A 15,408-nucleotide genomic window follows, 5' to 3' on the forward strand; every position below is an offset into this window, starting at 1 on the left:
GTGGAGGCCGGAGTCAGCCTGAGACACGGTCAAGAGGGGATCGCCGGGGGCTTACAAATCACCGGTTACTCTGCCGACGAGGTCATCGGGCAACGCCCCTCCCTGCTCGCCTCCAGCCGCCACGACAAGGCTTTTTACCGGGAAATGTGGAAGACGATCCGCGCCACCGGCACCTGGAGCGGCGAGATCTGGAACCGCAAGCGCGACGGCACGGTGTTTCCCGAGCAGCTCACCATCTCGACCGTGCGCAACGGCAAGGGCGAGGTGCTGCACTACATCGGCACCTTCCTCGACGTTTCCGAGCGCAAGGAGGCCGAAGACCGGATCCGCCAGCTGGTGGAGTTCGATCTCCTCACCCGCCTGCCCAACCGCGCCCTGCTGAACGACCGCCTGACCCAGGCCATCGCCATCGCCGAGCGTGAGAAGAAGCGCGTCGCGGTGCTGGTGATCGACATGGACCGCTTCAAGACGGTGAATGACTCCCTCGGCCACGCCACCGGCGACGAGATACTGCAGGAAGTCGCCGCCCGCCTGCGTCGCCTGGTGCGCCAGAGCGACACCGTCAGCCGCATGGGGGGCGACGAGTTTGCGGTGGTGCTCCCGGCCCTCGACCAGCCGGCCAACGCCCTGCCGGTGATCCGCAAGATCTGCGAGGCGCTGGGCGAGCCGTATCTGGTGCGCAACCAGGATTTCCACATCACCCCGAGCATCGGCGTGTCGCTCTTCCCCGACAACGGCACCGACGCCGAGACCCTCATCAAGAACGCCGACGCGGCGATGTACCACGCCAAGGATGTGGGCCGGAACAACTTCCAGTTCTTCACCGCCGACTTCAACCAGTGGGCCACCAACCGCCTGCACATCGAAAACGGCCTGCGCCACGCCCTCGCTCGCAAGGAGCTGGTGCTCCACTACCAACCCCAGGTCGATCTGGCCTCGATGCGCATTGTCGGCTGCGAGGTGCTCCTGCGCTGGCAGCCCCAGGGCGAGGCGCTGATCCCGCCGGAGCGCTTCATCCCCATCGCCGAAGACACCGGCCTCATCGTCCCGATCGGCGCCTGGGTGCTCGACGAAGCCTGTCGTCAGCTGGCCGAATGGGACGCCCAGGGCACCGCACCGATCCGTCTGGCGGTGAACGTCGCGGTGCCTCAGCTGCGCCAGCCGGACTTCGTCGACTACGTGCGCGACACCCTCGCCCGCCACGGGCTGAGCAACGCGCGGCTGGAGATCGAGGTCACCGAAAGCGTGCTGCTGGACCAGGACGAGCGCATCCGGCACACCCTCGAAGGGCTCGTCGAGCTGGGCATCATGCTATCCCTCGACGACTTCGGCACCGGCTACGCGAGCCTGTCTTACCTGCGCAACTTCCGCTTCGACGTGCTGAAGATCGACCGCTCCTTCGTATCCGAGCTGCACCGCAACCCGGACGACATCACCCTGATCCGCGCCATCATCAGCATCGCCCGGGACATGTCGCTGCTCACCATCGCCGAAGGCATCGAATCGGCCGAGCAGTGCGCGATCCTCAACGAGCTCGGCTGCCGCGTCGGCCAGGGCTATCACTTCTCTCGGCCGGTTTCCGCTGCGGCAATGGGCGAGCTGATCGCCCACGACTACATCGAACTCACCGCGTAAACAAAAAATGGCGCCGGGTTACGGCGCCATCTTTACGGCCTGACCGGATCACCGGCCAGCGCGGCTTACTTCTTCAGCAGCACGTCGAGGGCTTCGATCATCTGGTCGATCTCGCCTTCGCTCACGTTAAGCGCGGGCATGAAGCGCAGCAGGTTCGGACGCGGGGCGTTGAGCAGCAGGCCCTGCGGGTCCATCTCCAGCGCCGCCTTGACGATGGCCGGGCCGCGGTCGTCGTCGAGGATCAGCGCGCGCAGCAGGCCGCAGCCCCGCTCGCCCTTCAGGCCGTGCTTCTCGGACAGCTCGAGCAGGCGCTTCTTGAGGTATTCGCCGCGGGCCCGCACCGATTCCATAAAACCGGCAGACAGCAGCTTGCGCAGCACCGCCACACCCACCGCCGCCATCAGCGGGTTGCCGTTGTAGGTGCCGCCCTGCTCGCCCGGCTCGAAGCAGGCGACGGATTCGGTGGCCAGCAGCGCGGCCAGCGGCACGCCTCCGCCGATGCCCTTGCCGAGGGTCATGATGTCCGGCTCGACGCCCGACTGCTGATAAGCGAACAGGGTGCCGGTCCGGCCCATGCCGGCCTGCACTTCGTCGACGATCAGCAGGATGCCGCGTTCGCGGGTGAGCTTGCGCAGGGCCTGCATGAACTCGGGCGACGCGGGGATCACGCCGCCTTCGCCCTGCACCGGCTCCAGCATCACGGCGACGGTCTTGTCGGTGATGAGGGCCTCGACGGAGGCGATGTCGTTGAGGTCGGCCTTCGGGAAGCCCGGCACCTGCGGCGCGTACATCACGTCCCAGCCGGCCTTGCCCGAGGCGGACATGGTGGCGAGCGTGCGGCCGTGGAAGGAGTGGTCGAAGGTGATGATCTCGTAGGCGCCGTTACGGTGCAGCTTGCCCCACTTGCGGGCCAGCTTGATCGCGCCTTCGTTGGCTTCGGCGCCGGTGTTGGCGAAGAACACGCGGTCGAACACCGAGTTGGCGGTGAGCAGGCCGGCGAGCTCGACCATCGGGCCGTTGTAGAAGGCCGGGCTGGGGTTGAGCAGGGTCCTGGCCTGCTTTACCAGCGCGTCGGTGATCTCGGCGGGACAGTGGCCGAGGCAGTTGACCGCCCAGCCCTGGATGAAATCGAGGTAGCGCTTGCCGTTGTGGTCGTACAGCCACGCCCCTTCGCCGCGCTCGAACACGAGATCGGGGCGGTTGGTGATGTACATGAGGGAAGCGGTGTCAAACTCTCCGTAGCGCATGGGTGGCTCCAAAATTCATGAACCTGCAAGTATACCGGCCCAAGGTGAAGAACATGTGTTCGGATCACCCAGTCGGGCTTTCCGATGCGAGATTGACGAGCCGCCGGCTGCGGCTGAGCAGAAAGACCACGAAGGCCGCCAGCACCACACCCTCCCACAGCAGGGTGTGGCCGGCGCCGATCGTCCCGGCGATGAAGCCGGCCAGCAGGCCGCCCAGGGCATCGAAACCGAAGCGCGCCGAGGTGAAGAACGACACCACCCTGCCCCGCAGCTTTTCGGGCGCCATGCCCTGCATCAGCATGTTGATGCCCACGTTACACACCGAGATCCCGAAGCCGAGCCCGGCCATTGCGACCAGCGCGACCGGCAGCGAACCGGCCAGCGCAAAAGCGATCAGCGACGCCGCGCTGATGATCACCCCCGCCACCACCGCCCGCATCACCGCATGGAGCTGCCGGTGGTTGGCGAGCACGATGGTCGACGCGAACGCCCCGCAGCCGGCCGCACCCCACAGCCAGCCGAGGGTCGTCGCGCCACCCGCAAATACATCCCGGGCGAACACTGGTAGCAGTACCGCGTAGGCCGAAGCGGTGAGATTGAGGGCGATCAGGGTGACGATCAGCATGCGGATCTGCCAGGTGTGCCAGGCGTAGGTCACCCCTTCGCGGAACACCTGCCCCATCGACCCCTTGGCTCGCGGCGGCTCGATGCCTTCGATCAGCTTGAGCCCGACGATCAGCGCCAGAAAGGAGAAGCCGTTGATCGCAAAACACGCCGCCTCGGACGTGAGCCCCAGTAGCAGCCCGGCCAGCGGCGGCCCCACGAAGCGCCCGGCGTTGAACAGCATCGCGTTGAGCGCCAGCGCGTTGGGCAGATGCTCCCGCTGGCCCACGAAGCTGCCGATCAGCGACTGGCGCAGCGGCGTGTCGAAGCTGTTGAGCAGCCCGAGCACGAGGGACATCAGGATGATGAGCGCCGGACCGATCATGTCGAGCGCCGTGAGCGTGGCCAGCACGAAGGCCTGCAGCGCCAGCAGCGACTGCACCCCGATCAGCCAGCGGCGCTTGTCCTGCTTGTCGATCCACGCCCCGGCCAGCGGGCCGACGACAAGCTGTGGGATCAGCGCGCAGAAGGCCGTCACGCCCAGCAGCGCCGCCGAACCGGTGATCCGATAGACCAGCCACGACAGCGACACCTGCTGAATCCACGAGCCGAGGATCGAGATCGCCTGACCGAGAAAGTAGAGCCGGAAATTGCGATGGGCCAGGGACCGCATGGATGCGGGCCAGCGGCGTCCGGCCGGGGCCTGGGGCGTCGGGGTGGAGGTCATGAAGTCGTCGATGAATGTTGCTGGCCGGCTTGGTCGCGGCCTTACTTGCCGCAGGGTAGCGGAAAAGCGCCGGGAACAGCGGGCCCAAAAGCCGACGGCGACGAGACGGGTCTGACCCCGCTCGCCGCCGTCCTGCCTTGCATCTGATTGACCGGCGCGATCAGCGCTTGTTCCCTGATCCGGATGACTTTTTTCCGTCGTCCCTGCTCGGCAGCGCATTGCGGGCGGCCTTGTCCGCATCGTAGGCCAGCACGCCAGCCGCAGGGCAGGCCCGCGTTCGCCGGCCTGGGCAAACTTCGGGCTCGAAGCGTCGTGCGCTTACAGCCCGCCCAGGGCGAGGTACTTGGTTTCCATGTACTCGTCGAGGCCGTGGCTGGAGCCTTCGCGGCCGATGCCCGAGAGCTTCACGCCGCCAAAGGGCGCCACTTCGGTAGAGATCAGCCCGGTGTTGATGCCCACCATGCCGTACTCCAGCTGGCGCGACACGCGCCATACCCGGGCGTGGTCCTTCGAATAGAAATACGCCGCCAGGCCGAACTCGGTGTCATTGGCCATGTGAATCGCCTCATCCTCGGTCGTAAAGCGGAACAGCGGCGCCACCGGGCCGAAGATCTCCTCCTTCGCCACCGCCATTGCCGGGGTCACGTCGGCCAGCACGGTGGGCTCGTACCAGGTGCGGCCGAGGGCATGGCGACGCCCGCCGGACACCGCTCGGGCGCCCTTGCCCAGCGCGTCGGCGACGAGCGCCTCGACCTTGGCGATGGCCGCGTCGTCGATCAGCGGGCCCTGGGTGACACCCTCCTCCAGCCCGTTGCCCACCTTGAGGCCGGCGGCGGCTTCGGCCAGCTTTGCGGCGAAGGTGTCGTAGATGCCGTCCTGCACCAGGAAGCGGTTGGAACACACGCAGGTCTGACCGGCGTTGCGGTACTTGGAGGCGATGGCGCCGGCCACCGCGGCATCCACGTCGGCGTCGTCGAAGACGATGAAAGGCGCGTTGCCACCCAGCTCCAGCGACAGCTTCTTGATGGTGCCGGCGCACTGGGCCATCAGCAGCTTGCCCACCGGCGTGGAGCCGGTGAAGGTGAGCTTGCGCACGATGGGGCTGGCGGTCATCACGCCGCCGATGGCGCTGGCCTTGCCCGTGACGACGCTGAACACGCCCTTCGGCACGCCCGCCCGTTCGGCCAGCTCGGCCAGAGCGAGGGCCGACAGGGGCGTCTGCTCGGCCGGCTTGAGGACGATGGTGCAGCCCGCAGCCAGGGCCGGGGCCACCTTGCGGGTGATCATCGCCGACGGAAAATTCCACGGGGTGATCGCCGCACATACGCCCACCGGCTCCTTGGTCACGACGATCTGCCGATCCTTGAAGGGCGACGGAATGACCTCGCCGTAGGCGCGTTTGGCCTCCTCGGCAAACCATTCCACGTAGGCCGCGGCGTAGGCGATCTCGCCCTTGGCCTCGGCGAGCGGCTTGCCCTGCTCGGCGGTCATCAGCCGGCCCAGGTCGTCCTGATTGCTCATGAGCAGATCGAACCAGCGGCGCAGGATGCGGCTGCGTTCGGCAGCGGTGGTGTTGCGCCAGGTCTTGAGGGCCTGGTCGGCGGCGGCGATGGCGCGCTCGGTCTCGGCAGCACCACAGCGGGGCACGCGGGCGATGGTCTCGCCAGTGGCCGGGTTGGTCACGGCGATGGTCTCGCCACTGTCGGCCGCCACCCAGGCGCCGTCGATGTAGCAGGCCTGACGCAGCAGGCTCGGGTCTTGAAGGTTCAGCATGAAACAGGTCTCCTCATGTTCTTGGCGCAGGCCGCCGGGCGCTCACGGAGCGTGATTCTGCGCGGGTCTGCGGCGCGCCGCCAGCACAAACATCGCCTCAAAAAGCAGCACAAAAAAAGCCAGCCGGTTTGCACCGACTGGCTTTCAATTTTTTGCACTGCAAACCCGGAAGTGCAGCCCCCTGCCCTTCCGGGATTCCTTCAGGTCGTGATCACAGCGGGGTGATCAGCTTGAACCACAGCTTGTCGCCCTGGAAGCGGTTCTCGACCATGGTTTCATGCTGCCACTGGCCGATGAACATGGTGCCGGTCTTGGTGGTGTACTTCACGCTGGGACCGAAGGCGAAGACCTGGCCCTTGCGGCCGGCGGAGATCAGATCAGTCACGCCCGCAACGGTCGTTCCGTTCTGCTTGTCGTTGGTCAACTGCTTAAGGTAGTAGCCACTGATACCAAAAGCCCACTCGCCCACGTGCTTGCCGACGACGTAGTCCATGTGGAACTCATCGCCCGACTTGTACTTGGTGTCGTCGTTGCGGGTCTTAGTGTTGTACATCAGCTTGGCGGAGACTTCCCAGCCGCCCTTCGGCAGCCAGGTCACGGCGTAGATCGGCTCGAAGCTGTAGTAGTTGGCGCCGATGCTGGTGCGCGGGTCGTTCTTGTCGTAGGCGCCGGTGGGCAGGTTGATGTCCAGGCCGAAGGCGGTGTGCAGCTCGGGGCTGTGGTGCCAGGTGATCACGAACGGGTCGATAGTGATGTCGCCGATGCCGAACTTGCTGGCCGAACCCACCGTGCCCGGCAGGTTGCCGATGCTCTGGTTCACGATCGGCAGGATCGCGTGCATCGCCCAGTTTCCACCGAGCACCTGGGTGTTGGTGACGTGCACCACACGCAGGGCGTCGAACACCGCATTGACGCGGGCTTCCTTGTTGTTGGTGGCCGGATGCTTGACGGTGTCACCACCGCCGTCCTTCAGCGTGCCGCCGTAGTAACCGAAGTAGTTGATGAAATAGGTGCCCGGCGGCGGCAGCGCGCCGGCGTACCAGTTTTCGGCACCGTTCGGGTACTGGTCGCCGCCCTCCTTGGCCTGGGCGACGCCACCGGCCATGAGCAGGCCGCCGACGAGTGCTGCGATGAGTGACTTCTTCATGTTTCTCCTCCTTGTGGTTATTGGATGATTTTTTCTACTGCGGTACTGCGCCGCTCCTGGCAAGAAGGGAGCGGTTTGATGCGGAACCGGGTTCAGCGGCCAAGATCCTTGGCGGTCTTGCCGGCGATGCCCCAGTTGGTCTTGGGTACTTCCTGGATCCACACGCGGATCACCTGACGTGCTGCACCGACGGCTTCTTCGAGCGCCTGGGTCACGTTTTCGATGACGGCCCGCTTCTGCTCTTCGCTGCGCCCTTCGATGAGGAAGAGCTGGGCAAAAGGCAGCGCGGTGTCTTCGAGCGCCTCGACGCTCTCGCCGCCGATGCCGAAGTCGCATTTGGGCAGCTCGTGAATCCACACGCGGATGTTGGGCCGGGGCGCGCCGACGGCGTCCTGAAGGGCCTGGGTCACCTTCGTGATGACCGCACGCTTCTGTTCGGCGGAATGACCTTCGACAAGATGAACCTGCGCAAACGGCATGGTGTTCTCCGTGGCTGTTTCGATGGTGCGGGACGCCGGAGCGCCCCGCCGGTGCCTGGACTGACCTTAAACGGCCAGACCGCGGGCCTTGGCCATGGTGATGGCGGTGTCTTCGATCATGTCTTCCTGGCCGCCCACCATGCCGCGGCGGCCGAGCTCGACGAGGATGTCGCGGGCCGGGATGCCGTACTTGGCGCTGGCGCGCTTGGCGAAGAGCAGGAAGGAGCCGTACACGCCGGCGTAGCCGAGGGTCAACGCGTCGCGGTCGATACGGATCGGGAAGTCCATGATCGGGATGACCAGGTCTTCGGCCACGTCGGTGATCTTGGCGACATTCACGCCGGTGTCGATGCCCATCAGGTCGCACACGGCGACGAGCACTTCCATCGGGGTGTTGCCGGCGCCGGCGCCCAGGCCCGCGGCGGCCGCGTCGATGCGGGTGGCGCCCACTTCGATGGCGGCGATGGAGTTGGCGACGCCCATGGCGAGGTTGTGGTGGCCGTGAAAGCCCAGCTCGGTTTCGGGCTTCAGCGCGTCACGCACGGCGGAGAGGCGTGCCTTCACGCCGTCGGGCAGCAGGTGGCCGGCGGAATCGGTCACGTAGATGCAGTTGGCGCCGTAGCCTTCCATCAGCTTGGCCTGCTTGACCAGCCCTTCGGGGCTGTTCATGTGGCTCATCATCAGGAAACCGACGGTGTCCATCTCCAGCTTGCGGGCCATGGTGATGTGCTGTTCGGACACATCGGCCTCGGTGCAGTGGGTGGCCACGCGGATGGTGTTCACGCCCAGCTCGCGGGCCATCTTCAGGTGATCGACGGTGCCGATGCCGGGCAGCAGCAGCGCCGAGACCTTGGCCTGCTTCATCAGCGGAATCACGGTGGAGAGGTATTCCTCGTCGGTGTGGGCCGGGAAGCCGTAGTTCACCGAGCTGCCGCCCAGGCCGTCGCCGTGGGTGACTTCGATCAGCGGAATGCCCGCTTCGTCGAGGCCGGTGGCGATCGACTTCATCTGCTCGAGGGACATGAGGTGGCGCTTGGGGTGCATCCCGTCGCGCAGGGTCATGTCGTGGAGGGTGATTTTCTTGCCTTTGAGATCCATCGGGTTCTCCTGTGTTCTCTTGTAGGTCGGACTTCAGTCCGACAACTCACGTCGGTTCGTCGCTCCGCGTCGGAAAAGATCCGACCTTCGGGGCGTGGGGTGATCAGACGGGTTTCAGGGTCAGACGGCCGGCGATCATCTCTTCGGCAAACATCTCGGCGGTGCGCGCGGCGGCGGCGGTCATGATGTCCAGGTTGCCGGCGTACTTGGGCAGGTAGTCGCCCAGGCCTTCGACTTCCAGGAAGACCGACACGCGGTTGCCGTCGAACACCGGGCCATTGACCAGCCGGTAGCCCGGCACGTACTTCTGGACTTCCTTGATCATCGCGGCGATGGATTCGCGGATCTCGTCCTGCTTCGGCTCGCCCTCTACCAAACAGTGCACGGTGTCGCGCATCATCAGCGGGGGTTCGGCCGGGTTGATGATGATGATCGCCTTGCCCTTTTCGGCGCCGCCCACACGCTCGACGGCGCCCGCGGTGGTGCGGGTGAATTCGTCGATGTTCTTGCGGGTGCCGGGGCCGGCCGACTTGGACGACACGGTGGCGACGATCTCGCCATACACGACCTTCTGGACGCGGGAGACGGCGGCGACCATCGGGATCGTGGCCTGACCACCACAGGTGACCATGTTCACGTTCATCTCGCCCTTGCCCACGTGCTCGAGCAGGTTGACCGGCGGCACGCAGTAGGGGCCGATGGCAGCCGGGGTGAGGTCGATCATCAGCACGCCCAGCTCGTTGAGCTTGCGGCTGTTTTCGGCATGCACGTAGGCGCTGGTGGCGTCGAAGGCGATCTGCACGCCGTCGGCCTTGATGTGGGGCAGCAGGCCATCCACGCCTTCGGCGGTGGTCTTGATGCCCATCTCGCGGGCCCGCTTGAGGCCGTCGGATTCAGGATCGATGCCGACCATCCAGACCGGCTCGAGGACGGGGCTGCGCTGCAGCTTGGCCAGCAGGTCGGTGCCGATGTTGCCGGGACCGATCAGGGCGCACTTGATCTTCTTAGTCATCGTTGTGTTGTTCCTGTTGAGACGCTGGGGTTAAACCATGCTGCGGACTACGCCACCCTCGACCCGGAGGGCCGCACCCTGGGTTGCGGAGGACAGCGGACTGCAGACATAGGCGACCATGGCGGCGACCTCGGCGGGGTCGATGAGGCGCTTGATGATCGAGGTCGGCCGGGCATTGGCGAAGAAGGCCCGTTCGGCCTCCTCCACCGTGACGCCCTGCTCTTCGGCCAGCCGGCCGAAGAACGTCGCGACACCTTCGGTACGGGTCGGGCCGGGGAGTACGGAATTGACGGTGACGCCGGAGCCAGTGCAGGTTTCGGCAAGGCCCCGGGCGACGGAAAGCTGGGCGGCCTTGGTCATGCCGTAATGCACCATCTCGGCCGGCGGGCACACGCCGGATTCGCTCGAGATGAACACCACGCGGCCCCAGTTGCGGGCCTTCATGGCCGGCAGGTAGCTGCGGGTGAGGCGCACGCCACTCATCACGTTGGTCTCGAAGAAGTTGAACCACTCTTCATCGGCGATCTGCTCGAACGGCTTGGGATCGAAGATGCCCATGTTGTTGACCAGGATGTCCACGTCCGGACAGGCGGCCACCAGGGTTTCACAGCCGGTGACGGACGAGATGTCGGCGGCGACTCCGCTCACCTTGGCGCCGGGCACAGCGGCCTGAAGGCGCTCGACCGCAGCTGCAACGCCGGCACGGCCACGGCCGTTCACGACGACTTCAGCGCCTTCGGCGGCCAGCAGCCGGGCGGTGGCAAAGCCGATGCCGGAGGTGGAGCCGGTGATGAGGGCACGCTTGCCTGCGAGTTGAAGATCCATAAAGCCTCGGTTGGTGTGGGGGTGGGACTGCTGCGGTAGCCGGATGGGTGAACGGTCCGGTCTGATTATTCGGTGGCGCCGATGGCAGCCAACGCGGCGCGGGCGCACTCCTCGTCCTGGGCTTCGGAGGCACCAGAGACGCCGATGCCGCCGATCAGCTCGCCATTCACGCGGATCGGCAGGCCGCCGCCAAACACCACCAGGCGCGGGCGGGCCGAGAAGCCGAACTTCATCCCGTCATCGTGGCCGATGAAATCCATCCACTTCTTGGTGGAAAAGCCGAAGCCGGCGGCGGTGTAGGCCTTGTCGATGGCGATGTCGATGGACTGGATGAAGGCGCCGGGCATCCGCAGGAAGCCGGCCAGGTTGCCGCCGGAATCGGCCACGGCCACGTTGATCTTCACGCCGATCCGGGCCGCGTGCTCGACCGCAGCCTCGAGCGCCACGGTCACGGCTTCGGCGGAGATGACGGACTGGGGAACTGCGACGGCGGAAACGGGTTGATCGCTCATGGGGAATTCCGGATTAAGAGTTGGAAAGGGCCAACGGCGGGCCGTCAGCGCAGGCAGGCGCGCGGGAGAACAATATGGGCTTCCGTTTCGAACGTCAATGGTTTTCTCGAGATTTTTTACTATCACCGGGATAAACGATTTCAGCTAAAATTCCACCGATGGCGTGTGCGTCCTGACCCGCCCTGAAACAGAGAACCCACCACGATGAACGACCTCGCCAACGTCCCCGATTTGTCCGGCCATCAGGCCGACGAGCCGAAGACCCTCGCCGAAGCGGCCTACCGCCAGTTGCGCCGCGACATCATCGAGGGCGTCCATCGTCCCGGCGAGAAGCTGCGCGTCGAGCACCTCAAGGATCAATACGCCGTTGGCGCCGGTACCCTGCGTGAGGCCTTGCAGCTGCTGGTCACCGATGCGCTGGTGGTGGCCCAGGGGCAGCGCGGCTTCCGTGTCGCACCGATCTCCCTCGACGACTTCGAGGACATCACCCGCACCCGCGTGCTGCTCGAAACCGTGGCGCTGCAGCAGTCCATCGAACTGGGCGACGACACCTGGGAGGCCAACGTGGTGGCGTCCTTCCACATGCTGTCCCGGGCCGAAGAAAAACTGGTCGATGGCACCAACGCCTCGCGGGAAGAATGGGAGCTGCGTAACCGGGCTTTCCATGAGGTGCTGATCTCCGCGTCCACGTCCCGCTGGCTGCGTCACTTCCAGAACATCCTGTACCTTCAGTCGGAGCGCTACCGGCGTCTGTCGCTGTTCCGCCAGCCGATCTCCCGCGACGTGCATGCCGAACACCAGGCCATCGTCGATGCCGCCCTCGCCCGCAACTCGAAGGAAGCGGCGCGAATCCTCACCGAACACGTCCTGCGCACCCTCGAAGCCGTCCGCAAGCTGCCGGCCGATCTGCTCAGCTGATCAGATCCGCTGGCTCCGGACCGCCCTCTCGGGGGCAACAAAACGGCGGGAAATCCCGCCGTTCTGTTTTGCTGCCACCGATCAGGAAACGACGGTCAGGAAGCGCTCGTTGAGCTTGCGGTCGTGGTAGAAGATGCCCGCGCCGACTTCATCCCAGGTCCACTTGACCGGCTTGTAGTCGGGGTAGGAATCGTAGCCGCCACAGAAGGTCTCGAAGCGGTTGCCGGACGGGTCGAACGCGTAGATCGTGGTGCCGCGGGTGATGCCGTGACGCGTGGGGCCGATGTCGATGGAGATCTTGTTCATGGACATGAGGTCGGCGGCGCGCAGCACGCGCTCCCAGCTGTCGAGCTTGAAGGCCACGTGGTGCAGCTTGCCCGGCTCCGGGTGACGCACGAAGGCGATGTCGTGGGCCTTGATCGAGCAGGACAGCCAGATGGCCAGATCAGTCTTGCCGTCTTCCATCACCACGTGCTCGACCAGGAAGAAGCCCAGCACCTTCTCGAAGATTTCCTGAACCTTCTCGATGTCCGGACCGTACAGCAGGCAGTGGTCCATGCGGCTCGGGGCGATGCCATTCTCGGCTTCCTTGGTCCACGGGGCCGGATTGACATAGGGCTGGCCGTTGCCGACGTCGGTCTTCTCGGCGTAGAGCTCGATGAAGTGGCCGGACGGCAGCTTGAAGCGGACGCGCTCGCCGGTTTCCAGCATTTCGCCGGCGGGAATGCGTTCGGTGGTGAGGCCGTAGGCCTTCAGGTCGCCGTCGAGCTTTTCAAGGGTGGCCTTGTCGGCAACCTTGAAGGCGAAGAAATCCACGCCGGCTTCGGCGGCTTCGCGGATCAGGACGCTGTTGTGATCGCGCTCGTCCCAGGCCTTGAAGTAAACACGCCCCTGGCTGTCGCGGCCGGTTTCGACCAGGCCGAGGGTGTTCTTGTAGAAGTTGATCCCTTCTTCCAGATCCAGCACGCGCAGGGAAATGTGTCCGGGACGAATAACACCAGTCATTGCCATGAAGCTCTCCTCCAGATTGTGCCCGTCCGGCTCTGATGGCCCGGATCGGTGCGTTGTGTAATTGAAACTACGCGGAACTACGTAAAGACTGCATTCAAGAGAATACCGACGAATTAGCGATAATTTTGCACTTTCTCGATATTTCTTGATCAAGCTCAAACCCGCTTGAAGAGCGGGCTACGGACCTGCTGCGCGTCTGCCGCCGAGAAGAACTTCTCGGTGTAGATGTCGTTCTCGAACAGGCGGCCCTGCATCAGCGTGGTGATGCACGCGTCGATCATGATCGGGGGGCCACACAAGTAGGCCTTGTGGTCGCGGAAGTCATTGTCGAAGTGAGCCTTGGCGGCATCGTGGACGTAGCCGCGGAAACCCGTCCAGTCACTGTCCGCCGGCTCGTCGGAGAGCGCCGGCACATAGGTGAAGTTGGGGTGCTGCTCGGCCAGGGCGAGGAATTCGTCGTGGTAGTACAGCTCCTCACGGGTACGCTGGCCGTACACCAGGGTGATCGGCAGCATCGAGCCCTCCTCCAGCAGATCGAGGATCATGCTGCGCGGGCTCGACAGGCCTGAGCCGCCCGCCATGAAGATCGACGCCGAGGCCGCCGACTTGCGCACGAAGAAGCGTCCGTAGGGGCCGGAAATCTTGATCCGGTCGCCCACCTTGAGCTGCTGGTGGAGGTAGGTCGTCCCTGCCCCGCCGGGCACGATGCGGATGTTCAGCTCGATCTCGCGGCCGGTGGAGGGGGCGTTGGCGAGCGAGAACGCGCGGCTCACGCCGAGGCTCGGGATGTCCACGTTCACATACTGGCCGGCCTGAAAATGGATGGCCTTGTCCAGCTCGATGAAGATGCCCTTGATGGTCGGGGTGAGCGTTTCGATGCGGCTCACAGTGCCGGGGAAGTCGCGCACCGGGATCGACTCGGCGTCCGGGTCTTCCTCGATCTCGGCTTCGATGGTCACGTCGCTCTCGAGGCGCGCACAGCAGGCCAGGGTCTTGCCCTCGTCGCGCTCGAAATCCATCAGCGCAAAGCTGGAGGCTTCGCCGTGGTCCACCTCGCCGTCGGTCACCTGCACCTTGCAGGTGGCGCACAGGCCGTGGCAGCAGGCATGGGGCAGCCAGATGCCCGCACGCAGGGCTGCATCGAGGATGGTCTGCCCTTCCTCGACCTCGATCGTCTGGCCGATCGGTTCAATGGTCAGTTCGTAACTCATGATTCTTGTCTGTTCTCGGTCGGGCGAAAGGGCGGCAACCCGCAAGGCGGATCGCCGCCGCGCTTAATGCATCAGCTGCACGAACCCTTGATGCCGGTGAGGCCCGGGGTGCGGAAGCGGATCACGTCCTTGTGCTTGAGGCCGTTCTCGGCCAGCGACTTGTCGGCGTCCGGCTGCCAGGGCTGGCCGGACTTGAACCACTCAGCCTTGGCCCAGTCGATCCTGGCGAAGTCCGGGTGATAGCCAAAGACGCCCGGCAGCACGCCGGCGAGGATGTCGCCGAAGCGCATCGTCGGCGGGAACGGTAAGGCAAAGGGCGCGCAGAACAGCAGGTGGTCTTCCCAGCCGATGTACAGCAGTTGGGCGCCGTGGAACTTGTCCACGGAATCGGCGGGCGGGAACTCGTAGGTTTTAACGGCAGCAACAGCCATGTCGTGTCTCCAGTTCGTATTGGTTCGACGGCCGCGGGCAGGCTGTGCCCGCGGCGTCCGGCATCAGACGTTCTTGGTCGCCTGGCCACGCCATTCGGCGAAGTTCTTCTTGTCTTCCGAGATGTCGAAGTCGAGGTTGTCGCGGCCGAATTCCAGGTTGTAGTACTTCAGCACGGCAGCCAGCGGATCGAAGCCTTCTACGGTCGGGTCGGTGCCTTCGGGGAAGCAGTTGCCCTGGTAGATCTGATGCACCGGCAGCCAGGCCTGGACGTACTTCTCGGGCTCGTCCTCGAAGATCTTTTTGCAGTGGTCCGAGCAGAAGTGGTACTTGTCGCCCTTGTAGTCCACTTCGCGGTAGCAGATCTTGGTCGGGTCGCCCGGCTCGGTGAAGATCATCGGGATCTGGCAGGTCTGGCACAGCATGGGCAGCGTCTTGTTGTAGAAGCGGTTGCCCTTGGCGGCCTCTTCGCGCCAGAACTCCATGCGCGGCCGGTAGTACTTGTCGTAGCTGTTGGGGTACTTGCTGGACAGCCACGCCATCTCTTCCTCGTCCGGCATCCAGGTGTGGAAGTTGGCTGCGGCGGCGTAGTTGTAGAAGGTGCTCCAGGCCTGGTGCGAGAGGTGATCCTTCTCGAGGGCGATGTGCTCGGCGCACTTGGGCATGGTGATGCCGTAGCGGGCCAGATCCTTGAACAGTGCGCCGCCGTTCTCCTCGAAGTAAACCTCCCAGGCTTCCTTCCAGCTCATGGTGCGCTTGGGCAGCATGTAGTCCATCATCA

At 65.0% G+C, this 15,408-nt stretch carries 15 protein-coding genes and 1 pseudogene; 2 read left to right on the forward strand and 14 right to left on the reverse strand.

The window, feature by feature from the left end:
- Nucleotides 1–1,635: EAL domain-containing protein (locus Q0672_RS18330; RefSeq protein WP_298624579.1), on the forward strand; the 1,635-nt coding region annotated here is incomplete at its 5' end.
- Between the two features lie 65 nt (nt 1,636–1,700).
- On the opposite strand, the gene Q0672_RS18335 is transcribed toward Q0672_RS18330, so the two are convergent.
- The 10 genes and pseudogenes from Q0672_RS18335 to Q0672_RS18375 form a co-directional block, all read right to left on the reverse strand.
- On the reverse strand, nt 1,701–2,882 hold the full coding sequence (locus tag Q0672_RS18335; protein ID WP_298624581.1) for an acetylornithine transaminase: 1,182 nt from the start codon (nt 2,880–2,882) through the stop codon (nt 1,701–1,703).
- 64 nt (nt 2,883–2,946) lie between these two features.
- A complete protein-coding gene (locus Q0672_RS18340) occupies nt 2,947–4,212 on the reverse strand; it encodes an MFS transporter (RefSeq protein WP_298624583.1) in 1,266 nt (421 codons plus the stop codon).
- Nucleotides 4,213–4,530: 318 nt separating this feature from the next.
- Nucleotides 4,531–5,985 (reverse strand): NAD-dependent succinate-semialdehyde dehydrogenase, encoded by a 1,455-nt coding sequence (locus Q0672_RS18345; protein WP_298624585.1) that lies wholly within the window; start codon nt 5,983–5,985, stop codon nt 4,531–4,533.
- Between the two features lie 211 nt (nt 5,986–6,196).
- The gene (locus Q0672_RS18350) at nt 6,197–7,132 is read right to left on the reverse strand and encodes a transporter (protein ID WP_298624587.1); all 936 of its coding nucleotides are present in this window, start codon (nt 7,130–7,132) and stop codon (nt 6,197–6,199) included.
- 92 nt (nt 7,133–7,224) lie between these two features.
- Complete coding sequence (locus Q0672_RS23540) at nt 7,225–7,416, reverse strand: 2-hydroxymuconate tautomerase (protein WP_153162998.1); 192 nt, start codon at nt 7,414–7,416, stop codon at nt 7,225–7,227.
- A 24-nt stretch (nt 7,417–7,440) separates the two neighbouring features.
- Nucleotides 7,441–7,611 (reverse strand): annotated as a pseudogene (locus Q0672_RS23545) (2-hydroxymuconate tautomerase); the annotation flags it as partial.
- Nucleotides 7,612–7,677: 66 nt separating this feature from the next.
- Nucleotides 7,678–8,709 carry a 4-hydroxy-2-oxovalerate aldolase gene (gene dmpG, locus Q0672_RS18360; RefSeq protein WP_153162987.1) on the reverse strand — a complete coding sequence of 344 codons (1,032 nt, stop codon included), beginning with the start codon at nt 8,707–8,709 and terminating at the stop codon, nt 7,678–7,680.
- A gap of 103 nt (nt 8,710–8,812) precedes the next feature.
- A complete protein-coding gene (locus tag Q0672_RS18365; protein WP_153162986.1) occupies nt 8,813–9,721 on the reverse strand; it encodes an acetaldehyde dehydrogenase (acetylating) in 909 nt (302 codons plus the stop codon).
- A gap of 30 nt (nt 9,722–9,751) precedes the next feature.
- Nucleotides 9,752–10,546: an SDR family NAD(P)-dependent oxidoreductase gene (locus Q0672_RS18370; protein ID WP_298624591.1), complete on the reverse strand. Its 795-nt coding sequence runs from the start codon at nt 10,544–10,546 to the stop codon at nt 9,752–9,754.
- 65 nt (nt 10,547–10,611) lie between these two features.
- The gene (locus Q0672_RS18375; protein WP_153162984.1) at nt 10,612–11,058 is read right to left on the reverse strand and encodes a heme-binding protein; all 447 of its coding nucleotides are present in this window, start codon (nt 11,056–11,058) and stop codon (nt 10,612–10,614) included.
- 204 nt (nt 11,059–11,262) lie between these two features.
- Between Q0672_RS18375 and Q0672_RS18380 the strand changes: the two genes are divergently transcribed.
- Nucleotides 11,263–11,976, forward strand: coding sequence for a GntR family transcriptional regulator (locus Q0672_RS18380; protein WP_284186746.1), 714 nt, complete (start codon nt 11,263–11,265; stop codon nt 11,974–11,976).
- A gap of 81 nt (nt 11,977–12,057) precedes the next feature.
- Here the strand turns inward: Q0672_RS18380 and Q0672_RS18385 are convergent, their stop codons facing one another.
- The 4 genes from Q0672_RS18385 to Q0672_RS18400 all read right to left on the reverse strand — a co-directional run.
- On the reverse strand, nt 12,058–12,987 hold the full coding sequence (locus Q0672_RS18385; RefSeq protein WP_284186747.1) for a catechol 2,3-dioxygenase: 930 nt from the start codon (nt 12,985–12,987) through the stop codon (nt 12,058–12,060).
- Between the two features lie 155 nt (nt 12,988–13,142).
- A complete protein-coding gene (locus Q0672_RS18390; RefSeq protein WP_298624595.1) occupies nt 13,143–14,198 on the reverse strand; it encodes an NADH:ubiquinone reductase (Na(+)-transporting) subunit F in 1,056 nt (351 codons plus the stop codon).
- A 71-nt stretch (nt 14,199–14,269) separates the two neighbouring features.
- Nucleotides 14,270–14,629, reverse strand: a complete 360-nt coding sequence (locus Q0672_RS18395) for a phenol hydroxylase subunit P4 (protein ID WP_298624597.1) — start codon at nt 14,627–14,629, stop codon at nt 14,270–14,272.
- A 63-nt stretch (nt 14,630–14,692) separates the two neighbouring features.
- Nucleotides 14,693–15,408, reverse strand: a 716-nt coding sequence (locus Q0672_RS18400) for a YHS domain-containing protein (RefSeq protein ID WP_298624599.1), incomplete at its 5' end; no start/stop codon positions are given.

This window comes from uncultured Zoogloea sp., from assembly GCF_937894855.1.
In the GTDB taxonomy this organism is placed as follows: domain Bacteria; phylum Pseudomonadota; class Gammaproteobacteria; order Burkholderiales; family Rhodocyclaceae; genus Zoogloea; species Zoogloea oryzae.